This window comes from Streptomyces purpurascens (assembly GCF_045040895.1).
In the GTDB taxonomy this organism is placed as follows: Bacteria; Actinomycetota; Actinomycetes; order Streptomycetales; family Streptomycetaceae; genus Streptomyces; species Streptomyces purpurascens.
Genome location: NZ_CP108341.1, coordinates 7,351,227 through 7,374,624, shown reverse-complemented (window position 1 = coordinate 7,374,624; position 23,398 = coordinate 7,351,227). Strand labels below are relative to the sequence as shown.

Annotated in this window: 20 protein-coding genes; 8 read left to right on the top strand and 12 right to left on the bottom strand. The window is 72.2% G+C overall.

Going from position 1 to position 23,398, the window contains the following annotated elements:
* Positions 1-3: 3 nt before the first annotated feature.
* Genes OHU35_RS33570 through OHU35_RS33560 form a run of 3 tightly spaced genes read right to left on the bottom strand, consistent with a single transcriptional unit; the run spans position 4 to position 3,362 of the window.
* Positions 4-831, bottom strand: a complete 828-nt coding sequence (locus tag OHU35_RS33570) for an MOSC domain-containing protein (protein WP_189721471.1) — start codon at positions 829-831, stop codon at positions 4-6.
* Positions 832-854: 23 nt separating this feature from the next.
* Entirely contained in the window at positions 855-1,970 is a 1,116-nt protein-coding gene (locus OHU35_RS33565; RefSeq protein WP_189721472.1) for an aminoglycoside phosphotransferase, read from the bottom strand.
* 9 nt (positions 1,971-1,979) lie between these two features.
* Positions 1,980-3,362, bottom strand: a complete 1,383-nt coding sequence (locus tag OHU35_RS33560; RefSeq protein ID WP_189721473.1) for an amino acid permease — start codon at positions 3,360-3,362, stop codon at positions 1,980-1,982.
* Between the two features lie 128 nt (positions 3,363-3,490).
* Here OHU35_RS33560 and mmuM point away from each other — a divergent pair, with 128 nt between their 5' ends.
* Both mmuM and OHU35_RS33550 read left to right on the top strand, forming a co-directional pair.
* Positions 3,491-4,402, top strand: coding sequence for a homocysteine S-methyltransferase (gene mmuM, locus OHU35_RS33555; RefSeq protein ID WP_189721474.1), 912 nt, complete (start codon positions 3,491-3,493; stop codon positions 4,400-4,402).
* Between the two features lie 173 nt (positions 4,403-4,575).
* The gene (locus OHU35_RS33550) at positions 4,576-5,634 is read left to right on the top strand and encodes a LacI family DNA-binding transcriptional regulator (RefSeq protein ID WP_359888292.1); all 1,059 of its coding nucleotides are present in this window, start codon (positions 4,576-4,578) and stop codon (positions 5,632-5,634) included.
* 23 nt (positions 5,635-5,657) lie between these two features.
* Here the strand turns inward: OHU35_RS33550 and OHU35_RS33545 are convergent, their stop codons facing one another.
* Both OHU35_RS33545 and OHU35_RS33540 read right to left on the bottom strand, forming a co-directional pair.
* Positions 5,658-6,311 (bottom strand): TetR/AcrR family transcriptional regulator, encoded by a 654-nt coding sequence (locus OHU35_RS33545; protein WP_359888295.1) that lies wholly within the window; start codon positions 6,309-6,311, stop codon positions 5,658-5,660.
* A 100-nt stretch (positions 6,312-6,411) separates the two neighbouring features.
* Positions 6,412-10,260 carry a type I polyketide synthase gene (locus OHU35_RS33540; RefSeq protein WP_405507985.1) on the bottom strand — a complete coding sequence of 1,283 codons (3,849 nt, stop codon included), beginning with the start codon at positions 10,258-10,260 and terminating at the stop codon, positions 6,412-6,414.
* A 257-nt stretch (positions 10,261-10,517) separates the two neighbouring features.
* On the opposite strand from OHU35_RS33540, the gene OHU35_RS33535 reads away from it, so the two are divergent.
* Positions 10,518-11,336 (top strand): AfsR/SARP family transcriptional regulator, encoded by an 819-nt coding sequence (locus OHU35_RS33535; protein WP_189721478.1) that lies wholly within the window; start codon positions 10,518-10,520, stop codon positions 11,334-11,336.
* 24 nt (positions 11,337-11,360) lie between these two features.
* Here the strand turns inward: OHU35_RS33535 and OHU35_RS33530 are convergent, their stop codons facing one another.
* From OHU35_RS33530 to OHU35_RS33515, 4 genes are all read right to left on the bottom strand, one after another.
* A complete protein-coding gene (locus OHU35_RS33530) occupies positions 11,361-12,101 on the bottom strand; it encodes a thioesterase II family protein (RefSeq protein ID WP_229872762.1) in 741 nt (246 codons plus the stop codon).
* A 92-nt stretch (positions 12,102-12,193) separates the two neighbouring features.
* Positions 12,194-13,426 carry a beta-ketoacyl-[acyl-carrier-protein] synthase family protein gene (locus tag OHU35_RS33525; protein ID WP_405507984.1) on the bottom strand — a complete coding sequence of 411 codons (1,233 nt, stop codon included), beginning with the start codon at positions 13,424-13,426 and terminating at the stop codon, positions 12,194-12,196.
* Positions 13,426-13,665, bottom strand: a complete 240-nt coding sequence (locus OHU35_RS33520) for an acyl carrier protein (RefSeq protein WP_020272690.1) — start codon at positions 13,663-13,665, stop codon at positions 13,426-13,428. Before OHU35_RS33520 ends, OHU35_RS33525 begins: the two co-directional genes overlap by 1 nt.
* A gap of 55 nt (positions 13,666-13,720) precedes the next feature.
* On the bottom strand, positions 13,721-14,731 hold the full coding sequence (locus tag OHU35_RS33515; RefSeq protein ID WP_189721480.1) for a beta-ketoacyl-ACP synthase III: 1,011 nt from the start codon (positions 14,729-14,731) through the stop codon (positions 13,721-13,723).
* Between the two features lie 357 nt (positions 14,732-15,088).
* Here OHU35_RS33515 and OHU35_RS33510 point away from each other — a divergent pair, with 357 nt between their 5' ends.
* The 4 genes from OHU35_RS33510 to OHU35_RS33495 all read left to right on the top strand — a co-directional run bounded on the left by OHU35_RS33510 (position 15,089) and on the right by OHU35_RS33495 (position 19,261).
* A complete protein-coding gene (locus OHU35_RS33510; RefSeq protein WP_405507982.1) occupies positions 15,089-16,081 on the top strand; it encodes an aldo/keto reductase in 993 nt (330 codons plus the stop codon).
* Between the two features lie 55 nt (positions 16,082-16,136).
* Positions 16,137-16,835: an HAD family phosphatase gene (locus OHU35_RS33505; protein ID WP_359888305.1), complete on the top strand. Its 699-nt coding sequence runs from the start codon at positions 16,137-16,139 to the stop codon at positions 16,833-16,835.
* Positions 16,836-16,966: 131 nt separating this feature from the next.
* Positions 16,967-17,662, top strand: a complete 696-nt coding sequence (locus OHU35_RS33500) for an HAD family hydrolase (RefSeq protein WP_405507981.1) — start codon at positions 16,967-16,969, stop codon at positions 17,660-17,662.
* A 132-nt stretch (positions 17,663-17,794) separates the two neighbouring features.
* A complete protein-coding gene (locus OHU35_RS33495; RefSeq protein ID WP_229872763.1) occupies positions 17,795-19,261 on the top strand; it encodes an MFS transporter in 1,467 nt (488 codons plus the stop codon).
* A gap of 74 nt (positions 19,262-19,335) precedes the next feature.
* Here OHU35_RS33495 and OHU35_RS33490 read toward each other — a convergent pair whose 3' ends face one another.
* On the bottom strand, positions 19,336-20,334 hold the full coding sequence (locus OHU35_RS33490) for a ScbA/BarX family gamma-butyrolactone biosynthesis protein (protein WP_229872786.1): 999 nt from the start codon (positions 20,332-20,334) through the stop codon (positions 19,336-19,338).
* On the opposite strand from OHU35_RS33490, the gene OHU35_RS33485 reads away from it, so the two are divergent.
* Positions 20,279-20,557, top strand: coding sequence for a hypothetical protein (locus OHU35_RS33485; protein ID WP_405507979.1), 279 nt, complete (start codon positions 20,279-20,281; stop codon positions 20,555-20,557). The genes OHU35_RS33490 and OHU35_RS33485 overlap by 56 nt on opposite strands.
* Here the strand turns inward: OHU35_RS33485 and OHU35_RS33480 are convergent.
* Positions 20,439-22,043, bottom strand: coding sequence for a carboxylesterase/lipase family protein (locus OHU35_RS33480; RefSeq protein ID WP_189721484.1), 1,605 nt, complete (start codon positions 22,041-22,043; stop codon positions 20,439-20,441). The two genes, OHU35_RS33485 and OHU35_RS33480, sit on opposite strands and share 119 nt — an antisense overlap.
* 92 nt (positions 22,044-22,135) lie before the next feature.
* Positions 22,136-23,389 carry an alginate lyase family protein gene (locus tag OHU35_RS33475; RefSeq protein ID WP_189721485.1) on the bottom strand — a complete coding sequence of 418 codons (1,254 nt, stop codon included), beginning with the start codon at positions 23,387-23,389 and terminating at the stop codon, positions 22,136-22,138.
* Positions 23,390-23,398: the final 9 nt, after the last annotated feature.

Sequence of the window (23,398 nt, the reverse complement as noted above, 5' to 3'; positions counted from 1 at the left end):
GGCTCACACCTCGGACTCGCCCCACGACATGACGGCCGCTTCGTCGCCGACCGACACCTTGCCGGGACGGAGTACCGCGTACTTCGTGCCGAAGGCGATGCCGCCCTGGGAGGCGCGTCGGTAGGTGGCGAGGGTGCGCAGGGGTTCCGGGCCCGCCCTGGTTCCGGAGTGCTGGTCGACCAGGGTGACCGCGCAGCGGATGGCGAGCTTCGCGTAGCCCAGTTCGGTGTCGCCGACGCGGATGTGGTGGGCGCGGTCCTCGGTGTGGGGGTCGTCCCAGCCGTCGAGCACGAGGTTGGGGCGGAAGCGGTCCATGGGCAGCGGGCCGGTGCCGCGCTCGGTCAGTCTCCGGTTGAGCAGGTCGAGGGTGGAGCGGGAGATGACGTGCAGGGCGCAGCTGTCGGCATAGCCGGAGGTGCCTGGTGTCATGCCGTCGGTCACCCGGTCGTGTTCCGGCGGTACGCGCACGAGCCGGCTCGGGGCGCCGAGCACGTCCGAGAGCCAGGCGGCTGCCGCGTCGCCCTGGTCGATGCCCTGGAAGGCGTCCCCGAACAGGTCGACCTTCTGCCGGGTGCCGGAGGTGTCCACGCTCAGGTCCAGGGCCTCCCGTCCTGGTGCCCGGAGCGTGAGTCGCCCGCCGTCGGCGGTGATGGCGGGCCGGATGAGGGCGAGGCGGGGGTCCCGGCGCTGGGTCCGGTACACGCCCTCCTCGCTGACGACCATGAAGCTGCGGTCGTGCGCCAGTCCCGCGGGGGTCAGCAGCGCCTCGCGTGCCGATGTCCCGGCGCATCCCTTGACGGGGTAGTACGACAACTCGACGACTCGGGCCATGGCTTCCGTCTCCGTTCCGCGGTTCAGCGGCCGCTGGGCGCTTCGGGAAAGCCGAGCAGGGGAGCGAGCAGCCGCGCCTCGGCCGCCCGGTCGGCGAGGAAGGCGAGGGTCAGGCCGCGTTCGCGGTAGCGGAGTGCGGCGGGGACGGTGCCCGCACCGCCGTAGTCCGTCTGCGCGTCGCCGGCCCGGGCCAGCATGAGCGCGGTGAGCCAGTCGTACTTCACCGCGGAGGCGCACACGCCGAGCCGTACGAGGCGTTCGTCGCCGTGCCAGCCGCTCCCGCGCAGGCCGTGCACATAGGCGTCGTAGGCCGCCTTGGCCAGGCCGGGGAGGTCGGCGGCGGGGACGAACAGGTCGAAGACGCAGTCGGGGAGGTAGTTGCCGAGGTCCTCGCCGAGCGCGCCGTCGCCGGCGAACGCCCAGTCGAACAGGACGCTGTCGCGGCCGTCGGAGCGCACGTTGGCCGGCCACTGGTCGAGGTGGGAGAAGGTACGGGGCAGGGACTCCATGACCGTGAGGAACCACTCGCGGTCGTGGTGGAGGCGGACCATGTCCGCGCGCAGGCCCGCCGGGAAGTGCTCCCGGACCAGGGGGTGTCGCCAGGCCTCGTCGTCGTCGAGCAGGTCCTGGCCCGTCGTCCGGTCGGCCGTGTAGTCGCGCAGGAAGTGCTGGGACAGCCACGGGTGGTCCTCCCCCGCGGCGACGGCCCCCTGCGCGGCACCGAGCCGGTGGGCGTGTTCGACGTGCCGGGCGAGCGGCCAGGCCGTCGCGGATGCGCCGGGTACGTCCTCCAGCCACAGCGCCACCTCGCCGTCGGGGCGTTCGACGCAGGCCAGCAGTCGGGGCGCGCGGATGCCGTGCCGCTGCCAGGCCTGGGCGAGCCCGGACCGGTAGACGTAGGCCTCGCGGCGCCAGAAGTTCCAGTGGCGCGGATCGTTCGACGCCGCCCAGGTGACGCTGGTCTCCTTCGTGCGCGTCAGCACCTTCAGAACGGCCGAGCGGTCGCCGCCGGTGGCCCGCCACACTCCGGCCGTGACGCCGTTGTGCGGGTTGTGCGCGAGCGGCTCGAACACCGCCCTCTCCCCCGGGACTCCCAGGACCTCACGTACTTCGGCATCAGCGGCAGCGACCTCGGGCATCCCTCGATGCTATGCCGACGTCTCCGCCGTGTCCTTGCGTCCCCGCAGCCACACGTAGACCGGAATCCCGGCGAACAGGAACAGCACGCCCTGGTAGACGGCCGCGTAGCCGGCCCCCGCGATCAGCCAGAAGGAGAAGCCGAAGGAGAGGGCCGCGACGATCAGGTCGCGGGTGAGGCCCGCGGGGCGGACGCGCTCGCGGGAGCCGCGGGCCAGCCAGTACAGCTGGGCCGCCGCCGACAGCAGATACGGCACGCAGCCGGTGAACGTGGTGATCAGGACGAGGACGCGGAAGGTGGTGTCCGGGCCGGCCGTGTAGTTGAGGGCGATGAGGAGCGAGCCGAGGACCGCGCAGGCCCACACGCCGAAGCCGGGGACGCCGCCCTTGCCCAGCCGCGCGAACGGCGCGGGGAAGAGACCGTCGCGGGCGGCGGCGTACGGCATCTGCGCGGCCATGAGGATCCAGCCGTTGAGGCAGCCGGTGATCGAGGCGACGGCGACCAGGGCGATGGCGGTGCCGCCCCACGAGCTGCCGGTGACGGCGTTGACGGCGTCGGCGAACGGGGCGCCGGAGTCGACGAGCCGGTCGTGCGGGACCAGTCCGAAGACGGCGACCGTGCCGAGGATGTAGACCAGGGCCGAGGCCAGCGTGCCGAGGACGCTCGCCCGGCCGACCGTGCGCTCCGGGTCGCGGACCTCGCCCGCGCTGACGGCGGCCGACTCGACCCCGAGGAAGCTGTACAGCAGCAGCGCGGCGGAGGCGGCCAGCGCCCCCGAGACGCTCTGGCCGGAGGCGTTGAACGGGCCGAAGTTGTCCGCGTCGACGAAGAACAGGCCGATCGTGGCGAGCAGGAGCAGCGGTACGAACTTCAGGATCGTCGAGACGACCTGCACCGTGCCGACCCACCGCGTGCCCGCGAAGTTCGCGGCGGCGGGCAGCCACAGGGCGGCCATGGCGACGGCGGCCTGCAGGGCGTGGTTGCCGTGCAGGGGTATGAGGACGTCGACGTAGCCGACGACCGCGACGGCCAGGGCGGCGATGCTGACCCAGCACATCGTCCAGTACGACCAGGCCGACAGGAACCCGGCGAACTCGCCGAACGCGTCGCGCGGGTAGACGTACAGACCGCCGGTGACCGGGCTGCGCCGGGCCAGCTTGCCGAAGAGCAGCGCGAGCAGCACGGCCCCGACCGAGAGCACGAGGAAGGCGAGCAGGCTGATCGTGCCGTAGGGGGCGACGGTGGCCGGCAGCGCGAAGATGCCGCCGCCGATGATGTTGCCCATGACGAGGGCCGTGGCGGCGGCGAGGCCGAAGGTGCGGCGGGGAGCGGGGGCCGCCGCGGTGGCCGGCTCGGCGGGTTCGGCGGCCTCGGTGGGGCTGGGGACGGTCATGAGCGATCCTGACAAGCGGAGGGGGAGGGTCCTGATCGTAACCGCCATCCCACATGGTGGTCGATCTGTTCATGTACTGGACACAATCGGCTGGGGTCCGCCGCCGGATCTCGACTACCGTCGTGCCTATGACGAGCACCATCACCCTCGCCGAAGCCCTCGCCGCCGGAACGGCCGTCCTCGACGGCGGCATGTCCAACCAGCTCGAGTCGGCCGGGCACGACCTGAGCGACGAGCTGTGGTCGGCGCGGTTGCTCGCCGAACAGCCGGAGGCGGTCACCGAGGCGCACCTGGCCTACTTCCGCGCGGGCGCGGACGTGGCGATCACCTCCAGCTACCAGGCCACGTTCGAGGGCTTCGAGAAGCGCGGGATCGGCCACGACCGGGCGGCCGAACTCATGACGCTCAGCGTGGAGCTGGCGCGGGAGGCGGCTCGCCGCGCACGCGTCCCCCGGCCCTTGTGGGTGGCGGCCTCGGCGGGCCCCTACGGTGCGATGCTCGCGGACGGCTCGGAGTACCGGGGCCGCTACGGCCTCACGGTCGACGAACTGGAGCGTTTCCACCGCCCGCGTCTGGAGGTGCTGGCGGCGGCCCGCCCGGACGTCCTCGCCCTGGAGACGGTCCCCGACGCCGACGAGGCCACGGCGCTGCTGCGGGCGGTGCGCGGGCTCGGGGTGCCGGCCTGGCTGACGTACTCCGTCGCCGGCGGCCGCACGCGTGCCGGGCAGCCGCTGGAGGAGGCCTTCGCCCTGGCCGCCGACGTGGACGAGGTCATCGCGGTCGGCGTGAACTGCTGTGCGCCCGAGGACGTGGACGCCGCCGCCTCGACCGCGGCGCGGGTCACCGGCAAGCCGGTCGTCGTCTACCCCAACAGCGGTGAGACGTGGGACGCCGAGGCCCGCGCCTGGACCGGCGACTCGAGGTTCACCACCGACCAGGTGACGGGCTGGCGGCAGGCAGGGGCCCGGCTGATCGGCGGTTGCTGCCGGGTGGGCCCGGAGGCGATCTCGGGGATCGCGGGGACGCTCGGGGCGGCATAGCGCACGACGGCACCGGACTTGGGGCGAACACCTGCCGCCGCCGGTCCGTGCACGCCCCTCCTCCCCTCCCTCGGCCACTGCTAGCCTCCGTTCATGGGAACCGGTTGCCATGGTGTTGCCGCAGCTCCCGAGGGGGCGGGTGCGGGCCGGTGCCCGGGAGAGACGAGGCAGGCATGACGAGGAAGAGCGGGGACGCGAACCGCAGCACCATCCGGGACGTGGCGCTGCGCGCGGGCGTCTCGGCGTCGACGGTGTCCCGGGTGCTGGGCGGCGTGTACCCGGTGAGCGCGGCGACGCGCGGGAGTGTGATGCGGGCGGTCCGTGACCTGGACTATGTGGCCGACGCGAGGGCGAAGGCGATCGCGGGTGCCGGCACGCCCACCCTCGCCTTCGTGCTGGAGGACATCACCGGCCCGTCGTTCGCGCACATGGCCCACGGCGTGGAACGCGAGGCGACCCGGCTCGGCCATCTCTGCCTGGTGTGCAGTACGGAGGGCGATGTCCGGCACGAGCTGGAGTTCGTCGAGATGATGCGCGCCCAGCGGGCCGCCGCGGTGATCCTGGTGGGCGGCAGCGCCGACACCCCCGAGTACCGCGAACGCACCCATCGCATGGCGGACTCCCTCGCCTCGGCCGGCTCCCGCCTGGTCCTGTGCGGCCGGCCGCCGCTGGACCCCGGCGCCCCGGTGACGGTCATCGAGTACGACAACGAGGGCGGCGCCTACACCCTGGTCGCCCATGTGCTCGCCCAGGGGCACCGCCGGGTGCTGTTCCTCGGCGGCCGGGCGGACCACACCACGGCCCTGGGCCGCGAGCGCGGCTACCTCGCCGCCCACCGGGCCCGCGGCCTCGCCCCCGACGAGTCCCTCGTGCTGCACGGCGACTTCACGCGTGACGCGGGCCACCGCCTCATGCGGCAGGCGCTCGAGGACGACCTCGGCTTCACGGCCGTCGTGGCCGCCACCGACATGGTCGCGGCGGGCGCCCTCACCGCCCTGCACGAGGCGGGCCTGTCCGTCCCGGGCGACGTCTCCCTCGCCGGCTACGACGACATCCCCTTCGCCCGCGACCTCCACCCCGCCCTGACGACGGTCCACGTCCCCTACGAGGAACTGGGCCGTCTCGCCGTCCGCACGGCCCTCGAACACACCCCGGGCGCCGCGGACGAGCACCTGTTGCTGGGCACGCACGTGGTGGTGCGGGACTCGGTGGGCCCGCCCCCGGCCCGGTGACTCCCCCGCCCCCGCCGGGGACGCTACGCGGGAGTCGGCGACGCCGGGACGCCGCGCCCGTGCTGGGAGTACGACAGGACGCCCGTGAGGACGATCCTGAGGACCTCGCGCAGTTCGATGTGGAGCGGTACGCGCCCGCCCGGGTCCTGTGACCAGCGGTAGAGCAGTCCCAGGTAGGAATCGCGGAGGATGTTGCCGACCCTCATCGGATCGATGTCGAAGCTGACCTCCCCGCGCTGGCGGCCGGCTTCGATGATGTTGGCGAAGACCTGGCCCGCGTAGGGCTCCTCGAGGAGGGGCTGCCCGGCCTTCACCCAGGCCTGGAGCATGGCGGCGGTGATCTCGCGCTCGGACTCGTTGAACTCCGCCAGTGCCGCCATGCACCGCTCCAGATGCACCGTCACATCGTCGTTCCGGGACTTCATCGACTCTTCCATGGCCAGCTCCAGGCGCCGCTTCCGGGCCTCGGCCCAGGCGGTGACCAGGTCTTCCTTGCGCTGGAAGTAGTTGAAGAAGGTACCCCGGGCCACGTCGGCGTGCTCGGCGATCTGGTCGATCGTCGTGCCGTCGTAGCCCTGCTCCGCGAAGAGGGTCAGGGCGGATGTGTAGATGCGGTCCCGCACCCGCTGTTTGCTGCGCTCTCTGCGCCCGAGGGGGCGGGCAGGTTCAGAGGCCATGTGCTTCCTCGCCTTCTCACGTCGTTGTGCGGGCTCCCCCGGCCCCAAAAAATTATACCACGGTACATCTATGAGTCATGGTCTTCGTTTACCCATGACGTCAGGTCCCTGAGGCCACGGAAGCGGCGATCACGCCTATGGGTTCGCGGCCCAGCAGCCGGGTGGCGGGTATGTCGACACCCGCCGTGCGGTGCAGTCGCACCCTGAGCTCGGTCGCCAGCAGCGAGTCCAGCCCCAGGGTCCGCAGCGGCCTGCGGGGATCGAGCCGGCTCGCCGAGAGGCCGAGCACGGTGGCGGCCTGCTTCAGAACGTCGTCGGCCGCGAGGGCGGGCCCGGGGCCGGCGACCGCGGGGGGTGGTGAGGGAGGGGCGGTCGTGGTCACGGGAGGCGGCACCGGGCCCTCCGCGTCGAGCGCCTCATGGACGGAACCGACCGCTCGCGCGCGCAGCCGGATGTCACGGAACTCCGCGATCAGGTGCCCGTCCTCGGCCGTCAGCCACACATCACAGCGGGCGTCGTCCGTACCGTCGGAGGGCGTGAAGCGGGCCACGCACCAGTGGTCCCGGCCGACGGCCGCCTCGTCCCGGACCAGGACGCGGCCGAAGGACACCGGCACGTAGCCGTCCGGTCTCCCCCCTGTGCCCGTGGAGTGCGGCCACGCGGCGAGCATCGTCAGAAGCCCGGCCTCGAGTCCGGTCGCCCCCGCCCCGGCGGGGCGCATGCGAGCCACCGATTCGCCTTCGGAGCACCACAGTTGGGCCACGGTGCACAGCGAGGCGTCGAGGGTGTAGCCGCGGCCCTGGGCGCGGCGGTAGAACTCCCCCGCCGGCACGTACGAGGTGCACCGCGTCAGGCTGGAGTCCAGCAGTTCCCCGCCCTGCGGCGCGGCCGCCGCGCTTCCGCCGGCCGCGCGGAACCTGCCCGTCACGCACAGCTCGCCGTCCCGAGTACCGCCCGGGGTACGCACCGCGGTGACGGTGAACACGAACGCCCCCTCCTGCGCGGCGGGCGCCAGGCACACGCGTACCGCGGCGTCACGCGCCCGCTCCAGCTCCCAGGGCCGGCTCCCGAACTCGACGTCCTCCAGCACGCCTTCACCGCCTGAGGCGACGGCGCCCGCCGCCCGCAGGACGGCCTTGAAGTAGAGCACCGGCGGCACGACGGCCGCGCCGCCCCGCGTGCGGACGCTCTCCCCGAGGTCGTCCAGGCCCAGCTCGCGCAGCTCGATCTCCCGTACGTGCTCGGCCGGGTCTGCGGGCGCCGGCGCGGGGGCCGGATCCTTCCTGAACTGCTCCTGGTCCCAGGCGTACGTCGGCAGCGGCACGCGGGGCGCGCTCCCCTGGAAGAAGCGGCTGAAGTCGACGCGTCCGCCGTGGGAGAAGAGCTGTCCGAGCGCCCGGGTGATGTTCTCGCCGTCGTCCTGATGACGCTTGAGGGTGGCCACGGCGGCCGGTGCGGCGCCCTGCTCCTCGAGGACCGCCGCGACGGACTGGACGAGCAGCGGGTGCGGGCCGACCTCCAGGAACACCGTCTCCTCCTTGGCGGCGGCCCGCACGGCCTCGACGAAGCGCACCCGCTCGCGAAGGTTGTCCACCCAGTAGGCGGCGTCCAGCTCGGGTCCGTCGACCGGCTCGCAGCGGGTGGTGGAGAACATCGCCGTCCGGGCGGGCAGGGGGGTCAGGTGGGCGAGGGCGTCGGCCAGGTCGTCCCGCAGGTCCGCCATGTACGGGGAGTGGGACGCCACGTTGACCTTGACGTGCCGGCTCTGTACCCCTTCGGCCTCCAGGCGTTCGGCGATGCGCCGCAGAGCGTGTGCGTCCCCGGCGAGGACCGTGCTCCTGGGGGCGTTCTCCGCCGCGACGCACACCGCGTCGCCGTAGGGCGCCACGGCGTCCGCCGCGGTCAGCGCGTCGAGTTCGACGGCGAGCATCGCGCCGCGCCCGGCCATCCTCTGCATCAGGGAGCTGCGCCGGCAGATGACCGAGGCGGCGTCCTCGATCGACAGCGCCCCGCAGACCTGGGCGGTGGCCACCTCGCCCATGCTGTGTCCGATACCGAGGTCGGGGTCGACCCCCTTGGCGCGCAGGAGCGCGGCCAGCGACACCTGCATGGCCCACAGCAGGGGTTGCACCACCGCGACGTCGTCGGGGAGTTCCCGCGGCGGCGATTCCTCGCCGTCGCCGGTCAGCAGGCCGATGACCGACCAGCCCAGCTCCTCCCGGACGGCGGCGTCGCATGCGGTCAGGGTGTGCCGGAACACCGCTTCGGAGGCCAGCAGGTGGCGTCCCATCCCGAGCCATTGCGAGCCCTGACCGGGAAAGACGAAGGCGATGCGGCGGTCGCCCGCGAAGCCGGCGTCCGCCGTCCCTCCGTCCGGGGTCTCCTCGCCCGCGGCAAGGTCGCGCAGAGCGGCGGCGAGTTCGTCATGGGTGCGGCCGACGGCCCAGAGGCGGTGGGGGTGGGTGTCACGGCGCGTCGCGGCGGCGTGGCAGATGTCCCGCAGCGCGAAGGCACGTCCCTCGGCGCCCTCCAGGAAGGCGGCGTAGCGCGCGGCGAGTTGGCCGAGGGCCTCCGGAGTGCGGGCACTGAGCAGCAGCAACCGCGGCTCCTCGCCTGCCGGGGCGGCCGGTTCCGGTATCGGTTCGGGCGCCGGCTCGGGCACGTACTCGCCGACGATCACATGAGCGTTGGTGCCGGAGAGGCCGAAGGAACTGACGCCCATGACCGCGGCCCGGCCGCCGGGCACGAGCGGGGTGTTGCGCGCGACGCATTCGAGGGGGGCGCCGGCCCCGGCCAGGACGGGGTGCGGTGTCCGCAGGTGCAGTGACGCGGGGATGGTGCGGTGGCGTGCGATGAGCACGGTCTTGATCAGGCCCGCGATCCCGGCGGCGGCTTCGGCGTGCCCGATGTTGGTCTTGACGGAACCGATGAGCAACGGACGGGACCGCGCCTCCTCGGCTTCCTCCCCCAATACCTTGGCCAGGGCGCGCAGTTCGACGTCGTCTCCGACCGGGGTGCCGGTGCCGTGCGCTTCCACGTAGTCGAGCTGGTCCGGGGTGATGCCGGCGCTGCGGCAGGCGGAGCGGATCATCTCGGTCTGTCCGGACACGGCGGGCTGGAGCAGCATTCCGCTGCCCTGGCCGTCGTTGGTGACGGCGCTTCCCCGCAGTACGGCGAGGACCTGGTCACCGTCGCGCAGCGCGTCGGGCAGGCGCTTGAGCAGGACCGCCCCCACTCCTTCGCTGCGCACGAAGCCGTCACCGGAGGCGTCGGCGAACTTGCAGCGTCCGTCGGGCGCGAGCATGCCGCCCTGGGAGTAGGTGATGGCGTCGGACGGTGAGAGCACGGCGTTGACTCCCGCGGCGACGGCCATGTCGCTCTCTCCGGTCAGCAGGCTCTGCCGGGCGAGGTGCACGGCCACCAGGGACGAGGAGCACGCGGTGTCGACCACCAGGCTGGGCCCTCGCACATCGAGGGCGAAGGAGACGCGCCCCGCGGTCATCGTCCGCAGCCGGCTGCCCGCCAGCCCGTGCACGTCCTGAAACCCCTCGGACTCCGCCAGGTCCCCGTACTCGGCGGTCGCCTGTCCCACGAACACACCGGTGCGGCTGCCCGCCAGCGAGGACGGGAGGATGTGCGCGTCCTCCAGCGCCTCCCAGACGACCTGGAGGAGGACCCGCTGCTGGGGGTCCATGGCGAGCGCCTCGCGCGGGGCGATGCCGAAGAAGGCGGCATCGAAGCCGTACAGGTCGTCGATGAACCCACCGTGCCGCGAGACGGTCGTGCCCGGTTCACCCGGCTGTGCGGAGTGGTACCGCCGTACGTCGAACCGGTCCTCCGGCACGGGTGTGACGGCGTCGGTGTTGGCTTCGAGCAGTCGCCGGAACTCACGCACCCCACGCGCTCCGGGAAATCTGCATCCCATCCCGATGATCGCGATGTCAGGCATGCCGCCTTGCTGCACCAGGTCCCCCCTAAGTGATGTGGTGTCAGGATCCAAAAGTACACCAGAGACCAAATTTGACTTCCAGTCGACTCCGTGAACAGCAGAAGACGATCGCGCTACAGGCGACTTTTTGCCCGCTTAGTAAGGTTGGTGACCTGCCGTTACCTCCCGTAAGGCGCCGGATCCGCGAACGACACGGGTCGAAACATGGGCTACAGTCCATTGATAAACCGCTACACAGAAGCTCAGGAGGAGGACGGATGATCGCCAGAGTGCTGGGTCCCCTGCGCGTGACCATGAACGGTGTGTCGGTGGTCCCCACGGCGCTGAAGGCCAGGAAGCTCCTCGCCGTGCTCATCCTGAACCGGGGCCGCGTGGTGCAGCGGGCCGCCATCGAGCGCGAACTGTGGGGCCTCGACGTGCCCATGAGCGCCTCGACGGGCATCCAGAACTGCGTCATGCAGATCCGCAAGAGCATCGGCCGCGCCGTCGACGGCGGCCCCTCGGACCGTCTTCCCAAGGAGACGCTGATCACCGAGGCCACCGGTTACCGGCTCGAAGTCCCCGGCGAACAGTTCGACATCGTCGGCTACCACCGGCTCGTGTCGGCGGCGGGAGAGGCGGAGGCCAGGGGGGATCTGTCGCAGGCGTCGGCGCAGTTGAACAACGCGCTGAAGCTGTGGCGGGACGCGCCTCTGGCCGATGTGCCGGCCGGGCCCGTGCTGCACCCGCACGTGCTGCGGCTGGAGGAGGACCGCAAGGCGGTGCTGAGCCAGCGCGTCGGCCTGGACCTGCGGTTGCGCCGCTACGCCGAGGTCATCGGCGAACTGCACGCCCTCGTGGCACTCAATCCCTATGACGAGGTGCTGCACGAGTACCTGATGCTGGCGCTGTACCTCTCAGGGCGCCGCAACGACGCGCTGGCGGCCTATCAGGGCCTGCGTGCCGCGCTGACCGACGGGATCGGCCTGGAGCCCTCGCACCGTGTGCGCCGCCTCCAGCAGCAGATCCTGAACTGTGACGACGCGCTGGAGCACACGTTCCTCGACGACCGCTCCCCCCACCTCGTCGGGGCGTAGCGGCCCCGCGCGGGTGAGCGGCCGTCAGCGGGTCAGGGACGCGACGAGCTCTTCGAGCAGGACGCCCTGACCGTACGGGGTGAAGGGGAAGAAGTGCCCGCCCTCGGCGAGCCGGGCACGGAACGGGCCCGATGTGAAGCGGCCCCACAGCGGCAGCACGCCCGGCGGGACGAGCGGGTCGTCCGTACCGGCCAGCGCGGTCACCGGCACCGTGAGCCGGAGAGGCTCCACGGCGCGCAGCGCGTCCCGCGCGAGCGAGAGGTCATGGGCCAGGACCTGCCGTGCGGGGCTGAGCGACGCGTCGCGCAGGGCGTCGGCGGGCAGGCGGTGGGTCGCGAGGATCTCGGCCAACTCGGCGGCGGAGCCCGGGTGTTCCGGGCGCTGCCGGCTTCGGGCGCCCGGTTGGGAACAGCTCACGACCAGACCGTCGCAGCGTCCGCCGCCCGCGTGGGCGACGGCGAGCGCCAGCAGCCCTCCCAGGCTGTGCCCGTAGAAGACGGTCGGGGCGGGGGCGAGATCGCGCAGTCCGCGGCGGATGCCCGTCACGGCGGCGGTCAGTGTCGTCCGTGGTGCGAGGCCCGCGCGCCGCTCCCGCCCGGGCAGCGTGACGCCCACCACCTCCACCGTGTCCGGCAGACCGGCCAGGACGCTCGAGTAGCGCTGCGCGCCCGCGCCGGCGTGCGGGAAGACGACGATGCGGCTGCCGCGCTGTGCCGAGGGGCGCAGCACGTGCGTCCAGTAGTCGGAGTGGGGAAGCATGCTCATTCCTTGGAGGGTCGGCGCGGCGGTCCGCACGACGCGCGCTCTCCGGGCCGGGAGCGTGCTCCCGGCCCGGAGAGCGCGGCCTGCCGTGGGACTCAGGCCGCTGTGATGACGAGCGCGGCGTTGTGGCCGCCGAATCCCAGCGAGGTGCTGACGGCGACGTCCACCAGGGTGGTGCGGGATTCGCCGCTGACCAGATCCAGCTCGATGGCGGGGTCCGGGTTCTTCAGGTTCGCCGTCGGCGGCACCGTCCCGTGCTGCACGGCCAGCACCGTGTACGCCGCCTCGATGGCACCCGCGGCCGCCAGCGCATGGCCGGTGACCCCCTTGGTCGACGTGACCAGGGGCGCGTCGCCCAGGACACGGCGCAGCATCCTGCCCTCGACGAGGTCGTTCATCGCGGTGGCGGTGCCGTGCGCGTTGACGTGGCGGACGTCCGAGGGGGCGACACCCGCGTCCGCCAGGGCGGCGCGCAGTGCTCGCTCGATGCCCTCCCCGTCGGGGTGCGGGGCGGTGGCGTGGTGGGCGTCGGAGGAGGATCCGTAACCGCTGACGAGGGCGCGGATCGTCGCGCCCCGGGCGCGGGCGTCCTCCTCGCGTTCCAGGACGAGCACGCCGGCCGCCTCGGCGGCCACGAAGCCGTCCCGTTCCGCGTCGAACGGTTTGCCCGCGTGCTCGGGCGCGTCCCCCGACTTGGACAGGGCACCCATCTTGCACAGCCCGGCCATCACCGTGGGAGTCAGCGCGGACTCGCTGGCGCCCGCGAGCACGATGTCGCAGACGCCGGAGCGCAGCAGGTCCCGGGCGGTGCCGATGGCGGTCGCGCCGGACGCGCACGCGGTGGCGGTGACCAGACTCGGCCCCCGGGCACCGCAGTCGATCGCCACATAGCCGGCGACCATGTTCGGCATGTACTTCGTCACCAGGAGGGGCGAGACCTTCTCGGGACCGCGCTCGCGCAGCGTGTCGTGCTGCTCCGCGAAGGTGGCGGCGCCGCCGAGCGAGTTGCCGAGCACCACCCCGACCCGGGTGCCGTCCCAGGTCGTGGAGTCCCATCCGGCGTCGGCGACGGCCATCCGGGAGGCCACGATGGCGAGTTGGACGAAGCGCTCCAGCTGCCAGCCGGCGAAGCCGCCCAGCAGTTCACCGGCGTCGAAACCCGGTACCCGGCAGGAGAAGTCCACCGACAGCTCGCCGAGCGCGGGGTCGCGCGTGGCGCAGGAGCGTCCTGACAGCACCCGCTCCCAGTTCTCCTCTACACCGAGTCCGGCCGGGGTCACCAGGCCCAGACCGGTGACGGCTGTGCCGTTCGTACGACCGTCCGCCATCAGACCGCCGCTCCCTTGGCCGACAGGAGCTGGACCAGGTCGTCCAGGGTGTGCTCCTCGGTGAGTTCACCGTCCGCTATCTCCACGCCGAACTCCTTGTCCAGGACGAGGCCGAGCTCGATCAGGACCAGGGAGTCGAAGGACAGCTTGCCGAGGGTCACCTCGGACGCGATGATCTCGGGCTTGACCTTGAACTGGTCGGAGAGAAGGACCGAGACCCGCTCCGCGATTGCCTGCATGGTGTTTCTCCTTGGGATGCGATGGGTGGTGAGGGAGGTTGAGGGTGAGGCGGTGTCAGACCGCCGTGATGTCCGGCCATTCGAGCGCCACGGACCCCCAGGTGAGCCCGCCGCCGAATCCGCCGAGCACGACGCGCCGGCCGGGGAGCAGTTCGCCGTCGGCCGACGCGTCGGCCAGGACGAGCGGGATCGAGGCCGCGACGGTGTTGCCGACCCGCTCGATGTTGGCGGGGAACCGTTCGAGCGGCAGGTCGAGGCGTTCGGCGACCGCCGCCAGGATGCGCGCGTTGGCCTGGTGGAGGACGACGTGGTCGATGTCCTCGACGGCCCAGCCGGCGGCCTCGGCCGTCGTGGTCACGGAGGCCGCCATGTGGCGCACGGCCTCCCCGAAGACCGGGCGGCCCTCCATGGTGAAGTAGGAGGCCTCCGTCGGGGTCGGCAGGCCGGTGGACCGCTGCCGTGAGCCGCCGGCCGCCACCTGGATGAGGTCGCTCTGGCTGCCGTCGCTGCCGAGGTGGAGCCCCTTCAGCGCGCCCGGCTCCGTCGCCTCGCCGGCGCGCAGGTACACCGCTCCGGCGCCGTCCCCGAAGATGGCCCGGGTCGTACGGTCGGCCGGGTTGAGGATGGTGGAGAAGGTGTCCGCCCCGATGACCAGGACGGAGCGCGCGAAGCCCGCCTGGAGGAAACCGGCCGCCGTCCCCAGGGCGTAGACGAAGCCCGTGCACACGGCGGCGATGTCGAACGCGCCGACACCGCCGAGCCCCAGCCGGTCGGCGACTTCGGGCGCGGTGGCCGGGCAGGGGCGGTCCGGAGTGCTGGTGGCGACCACGACGATGTCGGCCCGCTCCTCGCCCGCGGACTTCAGGGCCCTGCGGCCGGCCTCGACGGCGAGGTCCCCGGTCGATCCGCCCGGGTCGATGACGTGGCGGCGGCGGATCCCGGTCCGGCTGCTGATCCACTCGTCCGAGGTGTCCAGTTGCCGGGCGAGGTCGTCGTTGGTGACCACGGTGGGCGGTACCCAGCTTCCCAGGCCGGCGACGACCGCCGCGCGGTCCGAGCCGGTCATCCGGCGTCTCCGGCACCGCGGGACGTCTTCGAGGTGCTGCTGTCAGCCACAGCCGTTGTCGCTGTCGTAGCCGTCACTGCGTTGTTCCTCCTGGCTGGTGTCGTGGTGCACCGATGCGCTCCGGCGCCTCCCGGAGGTCTCACTGTGGCAACGCGTGCTCCGCTTTCCCTCACCACCGGCCCACGCAGGGCACATGTGCCGCTCACGTCGGCCGTGAGCGGCACATGAGTGGTGCGTAAGTACGCGTTGCCAGCATGGAAGACGTCCGGTGGCGGCCCTGCCGCGCGGTGCAGGCGGAACGTGCTCCGGACACCGCTTCACACGACCCGGCTCACGACCGCGCACGAGGAGAACTGAGTGCAGCAACGCAGGATAGGAACCGACGGTCCGGTGGTCTCCGCGATCGGTCTCGGCTGCATGGGGATGTCGGAGTTCTACGGTCCGACCGACGAGGCCGAGTCCCTGGCGACCCTTCAGGCGGCCCTGGACGGCGGGGTCACGCTGCTCGACACCGCCGACATGTACGGCAAGGGCCACAACGAGCGCCTGGTGGGCCGGGCCATCGCGGGCCGTCGCGACCAGGTGGTCCTCGCGACCAAGTTCGGCATCCGGCGCGACGACAGCGACCCGAGGCAGGGCCGCAACATCGACTCCAGTCCGGAGCACTGCCGGCAGGCTGTCGACGCCTCGCTGCAGCGCCTGGGCGTCGACCACATCGACCTCTACTACCTTCACCGCAAGAGCCCCGACATCCCCGTCGAGGAGACCGTCGGAGCCATGGCGGAGCTGGTGCGGGCCGGCAAGGTCCGGCACCTGGGGCTGTCCGAGGTGACCGCGGAGACCCTGCGCAGGGCGCACGCCGTCCACCCCATCGCGGCTCTGCAGACCGAGTACTCGCTGTGGACCCGCGAGGTGGAGGCCGAGGTCCTGCCGGTGGCCCGGGAGCTGGGCACCTCGCTCGTGGCGTACTCGCCGATCGGACGGGGCTTCCTGACCGGTGCGATCAGCCGGCCCGAGGACCTGGACCCCACCGACTTCCGGCACTCGCACCCCCGCTTCCAGCAGGAGCACCTGGCGCGCAACATCCGCATGGTCGAGCGGCTCCGCGAGCTCGCGGAACTCTACGGCTGCAGCCCCGTACAGCTGGCGCTGGCCTGGCTGCTGGCTCAGGGCGACGACATCGTCCCCATTCCGGGCACGCGCCGGATCGGCTACCTGCGCGAGAACGTCGCCGCCGCCGAACTGCGGCTCACCGACGAGCAACTGGCCGCCGTGTCGGCCGCGGTGCCCCACGACGTCGTCTCCGGCGAGCGCTACGACCCCGCGGGCATGGCGACCGTCGGCCACTGACCGGCCCGCCCCTCATCTCCCTTCACCGCCAACCCCCGATCTAACGAGGAATTCCATGGCAGACAAGCTCAAGCAGCTCAAGCTGGCCGCCGTCAACATCGACGGCGTCCTGCTGAACGACACGTTCAGCCCCGTCATCCACAACTTCATCGTCAGCCGTGGCGGCGAGTACACCGCCGACGTCGAGCGCAGCATCTTCTCCCAGCCGCAGCTGGTGGGCGGCCAGGGCATGGCGAACGCCGCCCGCGTCCCGTGGACCGCGCAGGAGGCGATCGACGTCTACTTCAAGGAGCGGGAGGAGTACACCCGCGAGCACCCGGTCGAGCTGCTCGACGGTGCGATCGACCTGCTGCGCCGGCTGCGCGGGCTGGGGCTGAAGACGGTCAGCTACGGCGGCCTCGCCAAGTCGCACTTCGACCACTTCCTGGGCGAGCACGCCGACCTCTTCGACGAGCCCGGCTACGTCTGCACCAACGACTTCCGCCCCGGCCTGCGCGAGATCACCACCGAGGTGTTCGGCCTGAAGTACGACGAGGTGCTGTTCATCGACGACGTGGCCCGGGTGGCGGAGGTCGCCAAGGCCCTCGACATCCCCTTCATCGGCCACCCCAGCTCCTTCGAGCACAGCTTCCAGCCGCAGCTGATGCGCGAGTCCGGTGCCCGGCACATCGTCGACTCGCTGCACTCCATCGACGAGGAGCTGCTGCGCACCCTCGACGCCGAGGCCGCCGAGCACTCCGTCTGGCGCGACTGAGCCGACGCGCCGTCCCGTGTGCCGGACCGGCCGCCACCCGGCCCGTCCGGCACCGCCGGTGCCCCTCCCTCGCCCCGCGCGGTCTCGGCCCTTCCGGCCGCGCCTCCCTTCACCCACCCAGGAGTTACGCCTTGGACCGCGCCGCTTCCCCGCAGACCGTGCTGCTGGACTTCGACGGAGTGCTGAGCCTGAACGCGTCGAGCCTGCTGCTGCTCGCCCTGCACGAGGGCATCAACCGCCACACCGAGTTGCCGATCGAGGCGACGGTCACGCAGTTCAAGGCCATCAGCACCTTTCCCCAACGGGAGAGCCTGCGCGTGCTGTTCGCGGGCCTCGGTATCGAGCAGCACCTGAACGCCGAGATCGACGCGCTCCGGTCGCTGACCTCCGTCCGGGACACGCCGCTGGCCCTCGGCGAGGGCGTGGAGGTGTTCTGCGCGCAGCAGCGGGCTCTGGGCGTGCGGTTGCGGGTGTTCTCCACGATGGACCGCACCACCGCGCGTCGCTCGCTGCTCGACGGCCTGTTCGGGCCCGAGGACTATGTGGCGCTCGACCACGCCTCCAAGGCCGATCCGGACACCTACGCGGCGCTGCTCGCGGCCGAGGGCGAGGTGGATCCGGGGCAGTGGCTGCTGGTGGACGACTCCCCGCTCGCCCTGCGCGCGGCCAAGATCGCGGGGCTGCGCACGGTGCTGATGCGCGGCGCGGTCTTCTCGGACGACGACGTGTCGGCGTTCGGGTCCTTCATCGACGCGCGGGTGAGCACGTTCGCGGAACTCGGCGCTCTTCTCGCCGCCCAGGATGCCTCGCCGGCCTCCCGGCTCTGAAAAAAACTCCCCCTCCCCCGATAGGTTCCGATGTCCCAGTCACCTGTTGATTCCGAGCTGTCACCACCCAGGACCGTCCCCGCGGAGACCGCCCCCGGGGCGGACAGGGCCGTCGGGCCCACACGGGTGCTGGTGGCCATCGCTCTGGCCGCCGTGATGCTGCCCATCTCCGTCACGGGGCCGGGCGTCGCGCTCGCCGACATGTCCGGCGCGCTGCACGCCTCGGCCGCCTCCACCCAATGGGTGCTGAACGCCTACAACGTGGCGTTCACCGCCTTCATGCTCGCGGCCGGTTCCGCGGCCGACCTCTTCGGGCGCCGCCGCCTGTTCCTGAGCGGCACGACCGTCTTCGCGCTGGCCTCGCTCGTCGCGGGCACCGCCCCCACCATCCTGCTCGTGGACCTGGCGCGCTTCGTCCAGGGCATGGGCGCGGCAGCGGTGCTGACCAGCGGTTCCGCGCTGCTCGCCCACACGTTCAGCGGGGCGGCCCGGGCCAGGGCCTTCGGCATCTTCGGCGCCTCGATCGGCTTCGGCCTGGCGATGGGGCCGTTCGTGTCCGGCCTGCTGGTGGGCGTGGCGTCCTGGCACGCCGTGTTCCTGGTCAACGTGCTGCTCGGTGCGATCGTGCTCGTCCTGGCCCGGCCGCTGCCCGAGTCGAAGAACCCGGGTGCGCGGCGCATCGACCTGCCCGGTGTGCTGACCTTCACCGTGGCCCTCATGCTGCTCGCCCTCGGCTTCGTCGAGGGGCCCTCGCAGGGGTGGGGCGGCGTCGTTACGCTCGGTTCCTTCGCGGGTGCGGCGCTGTTCCTCGCGCTGTTCGTCGTGGTCGAACTGCGGGTCGCCGAGCCGATGTTCGACCTGAGCCTGCTGCGGCGCCCAACCTTCGTCGCCATCATCTGGCAGCCGGTCAGCATCGTCTTCGCGTTCGCGGCCCTGCTGGTCTACCTGCCGCCCTACTTCCAGGGCGCGGGCGGCGCGGGGTCGACGATGTCCGGTGCGATGCTGCTGCCGCTGACGCTGCCGGTCTTCATCCTGCCGCTGTTCACCGGCACGCTGGTGCGGCTGCTGTCGGTGCGGCTGCTGCTCGCCGTCGGACCGGCGGTGCTGGCCGTCGCGCTGCTGCTGATGACGTTCACCGACCCGCTGTCGTCCCGCACCGGGCTGTACGCGGCGCTGCTGCTGGCGGGGATCGGCATCGGTCTCGCCTTCGGCGTCATGGACAACGCGGCGGTCAGCGTGGTGCCGGCCGAGCGCAGCGGTATGGCGTCGGGCATGTTCAACACCCTCCGGGTCGCCGGCGAGACGATCGGCGTCGCGTGTGTGGGCGGGCTGCTGCTCACCTCGACCCGCCAGCAGTTGGCGGGCAGCGGAGGCGGCGCCAGTGGTGCGATGGCCGACGACGTGGTCCAGGGCCGGCTGGGTTCCGTGCGCGAGAGCGGCGGAGAGGACCTGGTGGACCGGGCGGTACAGGGGCTCCAGCACGGGTGGAACGTCGTCTACGTGGTGCTGGCCTGTGTGGCCCTCGCCGGTGCGGTCGCCATCTTCACCATGGTCCGCGACCGTGACCTGGACCAGTCCTCCAGCGCTCAGGACGCGTGAGCCCCTCCGCGCTTCCTGGTCAAAAGGGCTGTCCGGACCCCGACGCATGGGGTCCGGACAGCCCTTTCTCGCGGTTACCGTCCCGCGCCGCCGCGCTCCAGCGTGAGGGCCGCCCGGGCGACAGTGCGCCCGCCCTGCTCGAACGTCACGGGGATCGACACGGCCCCGGCGGCGGCGTCCCCCGGCCCGTGGCCGTCGGCGACCACCGTCAGGGGCTCGTCGAGTTCCGCGTAGGCGTCGAACGAGGCCTCGAGGCCGGTGACCGACCACGCCGCCGCCGGGGCCCCGTAGAGCTCCTCGGCGGCCAGCAGGGCCGTCTGCCGTCCCGCCTCCATCAGCACCATGCCCGGCACATGGTCCTGGGCGTGGTCGAACAGGCTGGGGTGCCCGCCGGCCACCAGCAGCCGTGCCCGCACCTGCCGGCCTTCGGTCACCGGGTCGAGCAGCACCACGTTCTCCGGGCGCTCCCGGCCCACCCGCCCGGGCCGCACGAGGCCCTCCGTGGCCGGCCGCCGGTAGGACTCGGACGTCGGGGTGCCGCCGCCGTCCCGGCGGCCGCGGAGCATCCCGTACACGCTGTCGGCGACGTACTTCACCCGCATGGTCACCTCGCCCACCGGCCGCCCGGACACGGTGATCGCCATGCGGTAGCGCAGACCGCGCAGCGAGCCCCCGACCCACTGCGCGTCGTGCGTCGTGACCGCGATCGTCACCTCGGCCGGCCCGTGGGCCGGTTCGAGCGCGGCCAGGCCCGGCAGGTCCATCGACCACTGCTGGAGAACGAACTTGGTGCCGAACGGCGCCCCGAAGTGCGCGTGCACCGCGTGCGTCTCGGCCTGGCGGCAGCACTCCAGCAGGAACAGCGGATCGACCGCTGACCCGGTCGTGTGGTCGGTGTAGTAGGCGTGGGACGGCGGCAGTTGCGCCCCGGCCACGAAGTGGCTGTCGTCGACCGCCGTACTGTCGGTCAGGAACACCTCCGACAGCGCCCGGCGGTGGACGAGTCCCTTCGCCACGGTGTGCTCGAACGTGAGCGCACGCAGCGCAGCCCCGACGCTGTCCGTCTCGGCCATCACGGTCACGCGAATCCCCTTTTCCCAGACTGTCCTTGACGACGGCCCACGCTCCCAGCGACGGCTCACGCCCACCTCACGCACTCGTCACGCCACGCGGGTCCTCAGTGCCGGCGGAGCGCGCCGGAGCGACGGAGCCGCCGCACGGCCGACCGCAGTTCCGTACTGCGTGTGGGCGAACCGTCGGCAGGGAGCGATGCGAGTGTGGATTCCTCGGGCGTGACGGCGTCGGTCGCCCAGAGGGCGAGCTCATGGTCCCGGGGCCCGTACGCCGTATAGGCCACACCGTCCTCGGCATCCGGTGCGCGGTCTCCGAAGACGCGCACGGGATGGGTCGCGTCCCAGCGCTCCCAGCCCGGGTCGCCGTCCGTGGCGAAGCGCACCCACGCGGCGTGCATCGCGTCGGCCAGGTCCTGCGGTCCGCCCTCACCGGCCAGTTTGCGGGACTCGGGGACCTCCCCGGTGTCGAAGACGAAACCGAGCTCCAGCGCGTGGCAGGCGCCGAGGTCGGGGAGGTTCGAGGGCCAGGCGAACTCGTAGACGTACGAGGGTTCCGTCCGGGCGTCGGCCAGGTGGTGCAGGGGGATGCGCAGGAGGTGGTCGGTGACGAGCTGGCCGACGAGGTCCGCCGTGCTCGCCTCGGGGTGCAGGGCCCGGTAGCCGCGCGGGACCTCGCTGCCGCAGTGGCAGCGGGCCATGGCACCGGCCAGGGCGACCGCTCCGAGGCGGTCGACCCGCTCCAGAAGGCCGCCCGGGACCAGCCACAGCCGGTACTCGTCCCGGGTCCAGCCCATCAGCAGCTCGGCCCCGGGGGCCGCGCCGCCCTCGGTGAGGGCCTCCAGGGGGTCGCGCGGGACGGTGTCGCCGTCGATGACGATGCCGAAGGCGGGGCCGCCGACGACCGGGCTGCTCAGCTTGCCCACCTCGGCCTGGGTGCTCAGCAGCAGATCGCGGTCGACGGCGGCGAAGGCCTCGGCGGTGGCGGGGATCTTCAGCCGGGTGGCCATACGGCGCACCATCCGCCGCACCTTGGCCCGCTCGGACGCCTCGGGCGGCCCGCTCTGCAGGACCGCCCGCCGGACCAGACCCTGTGTCTGCGGGGCGGCGACGAGGGCTCCGATGCTGATCGCCCCGGCGGACTGGCCGGCGAGGGTGATGCGGCCGGGGTCGCCGCCGAAGGCCTCGATGACCTCGTACACCCAGGTCAGGGCGGCTATCTGGTCGCGTAGGCCGGGGTTCGGGGGCGTGTCGGGGAACAGTCCGTAGCCCTCGACGCCCAGCCGGTAGTTGACCGAGACACAGACCACGCCGTCACGGGCGAAGGCATGGCCGTCGTAGACGGGTACGGCGGAGGAACCCCTGGTCAGGGCGCCGCCGTGCAGCCAGACGAGGACCGGGAGGCGGGCTCCGGGGGTCGGCTCGGGGGTCCAGACGTTGAGGTTGAGGCAGTCGTCGCCGGGCACGACCGGGTCGGACAGGAAGTGGGCGAAGGCGCCGGAGTACGGGGGCTTCGGCGGGGTGGGGCCGAAGGCGCCGGCGTCCCGGACGCCGTCCCAGGGCGGGAGGGGGACGGGCGGGCGGAAGCGGCGGGGGCCGAAGGGGGGCGCCGCGTACGGGATGCCGCGGAACACCGCGACTCCCCGCTCGTACCTGCCGCGTACGGCCCCGTACGGGCTCCTGACCACGGGATCCGTCTGGCCTGCCGTCATGCGCCCACCAGCCCTTCGCCGCGCTCGTGCACCGGTATCACCAGAGCACCACATCGCTCACCGGTATTCCGGTGCACGAGCCGGCTTGACGGCTATTTGGCGTACATCAGGGTGCCGAACCCGAGCTGGTCGTAGCCGCCGCTGTCGCTGCCGTAGTCACCCCCTCCGCCTTCGGGGGCGACGGAGAAGCACATCTGGGAGATGTACTTGTCGTCGAGGAGCAGGCGCCTGCCGTAGTGGTAGTGGAGCATCGCCCACACGGGGCGGACCTGGCCGCGCGACCCGGCGCCGGGCACGGTCTGCGACTGCGGGGAGCAGTTCTGGCCGCTGCCCCAGTTGTAGGTGGTGAAGGGCACGTCCATGTTCAGGTTGTACTTGGCGACGTACTGGGCGGCCTTCATGAAGCGGCGGCCGTCGTACGAGTAGAGGTCCTCGCCCTGGTTCCAGGCCATCTCGCAGATCGCGCCCATCTGGCCCATGCCCATGACGGTGTGGCCCTGGTCGCGGCCGGACTCCTGCCACTGTCCGAGGTCGTAGCCCTCGACATTGCTGTACAGGAACGGAACGGCGTTCTTGATGGAACCGTTTCCGGCGCCGTTCTTGAAGTAGGTGACGGCCTGGTCGTACTTGGCGCCGTCGTTGTTGAGGATGCCGATGGCCAGCACGGAGGCCATGTTGCACAGGTCCCAGTTGGCCCAGTAGTTGGTGATGCAGGCGTCGTTGTGGCCGGTCAGGAACTGGTTGTTGAGCGGGTAGAAGACCCTGACCATCATCTCCTGGAAGGCGCCGAGGTCGAACGCGCTGTAGTCCCGCATGAGTTCGGCCGCGTTGGCGAACTGCCAGCCGTAGAGACCGGCGGCGAGGAACCGGTCGGCGTTTCCGGTGACCGTGGTCAGGGTCGTCGCCCAGGCGTTGAGGATCCGGGCGGCGCACTGGGCGTTGGCCTCGGTGCCGCCGACCTTCCAGCGCAGCGCGTTCTGGTAGGCGGCCGCGATGTCGTTGTAGAGGAGTCCGTAGTTCTGTCCGGTGCCGCCGCGGATGATCGTCGCGGTGGCCCGGGGGCTCCAGGTGGACTGGGAGTGGGAGTTGGCGACGAGCTTGTTCCAGCCGGACAGCCAGGGGTCGGTGCCCGCGGCGACCCTGACCTTGGCGCGGTTGATGTCGCCGGCGTTGTGGAGCATGCCGGGGTGGGTGAAGGTGCCGGGGGCGGCGTCCGCCCTGGTGGCGGTGGCGGTGGCGCCGGCACCGAGGGCGAGGGCCGCGGTGAGGCCGCCGGCGGTCTTGAGCAGACCGCGACGGCTCACCTGGCCGCCCTCGTGGTGCCTGTGGGGGGAAGTGCGGCTCATGTGGGGTTC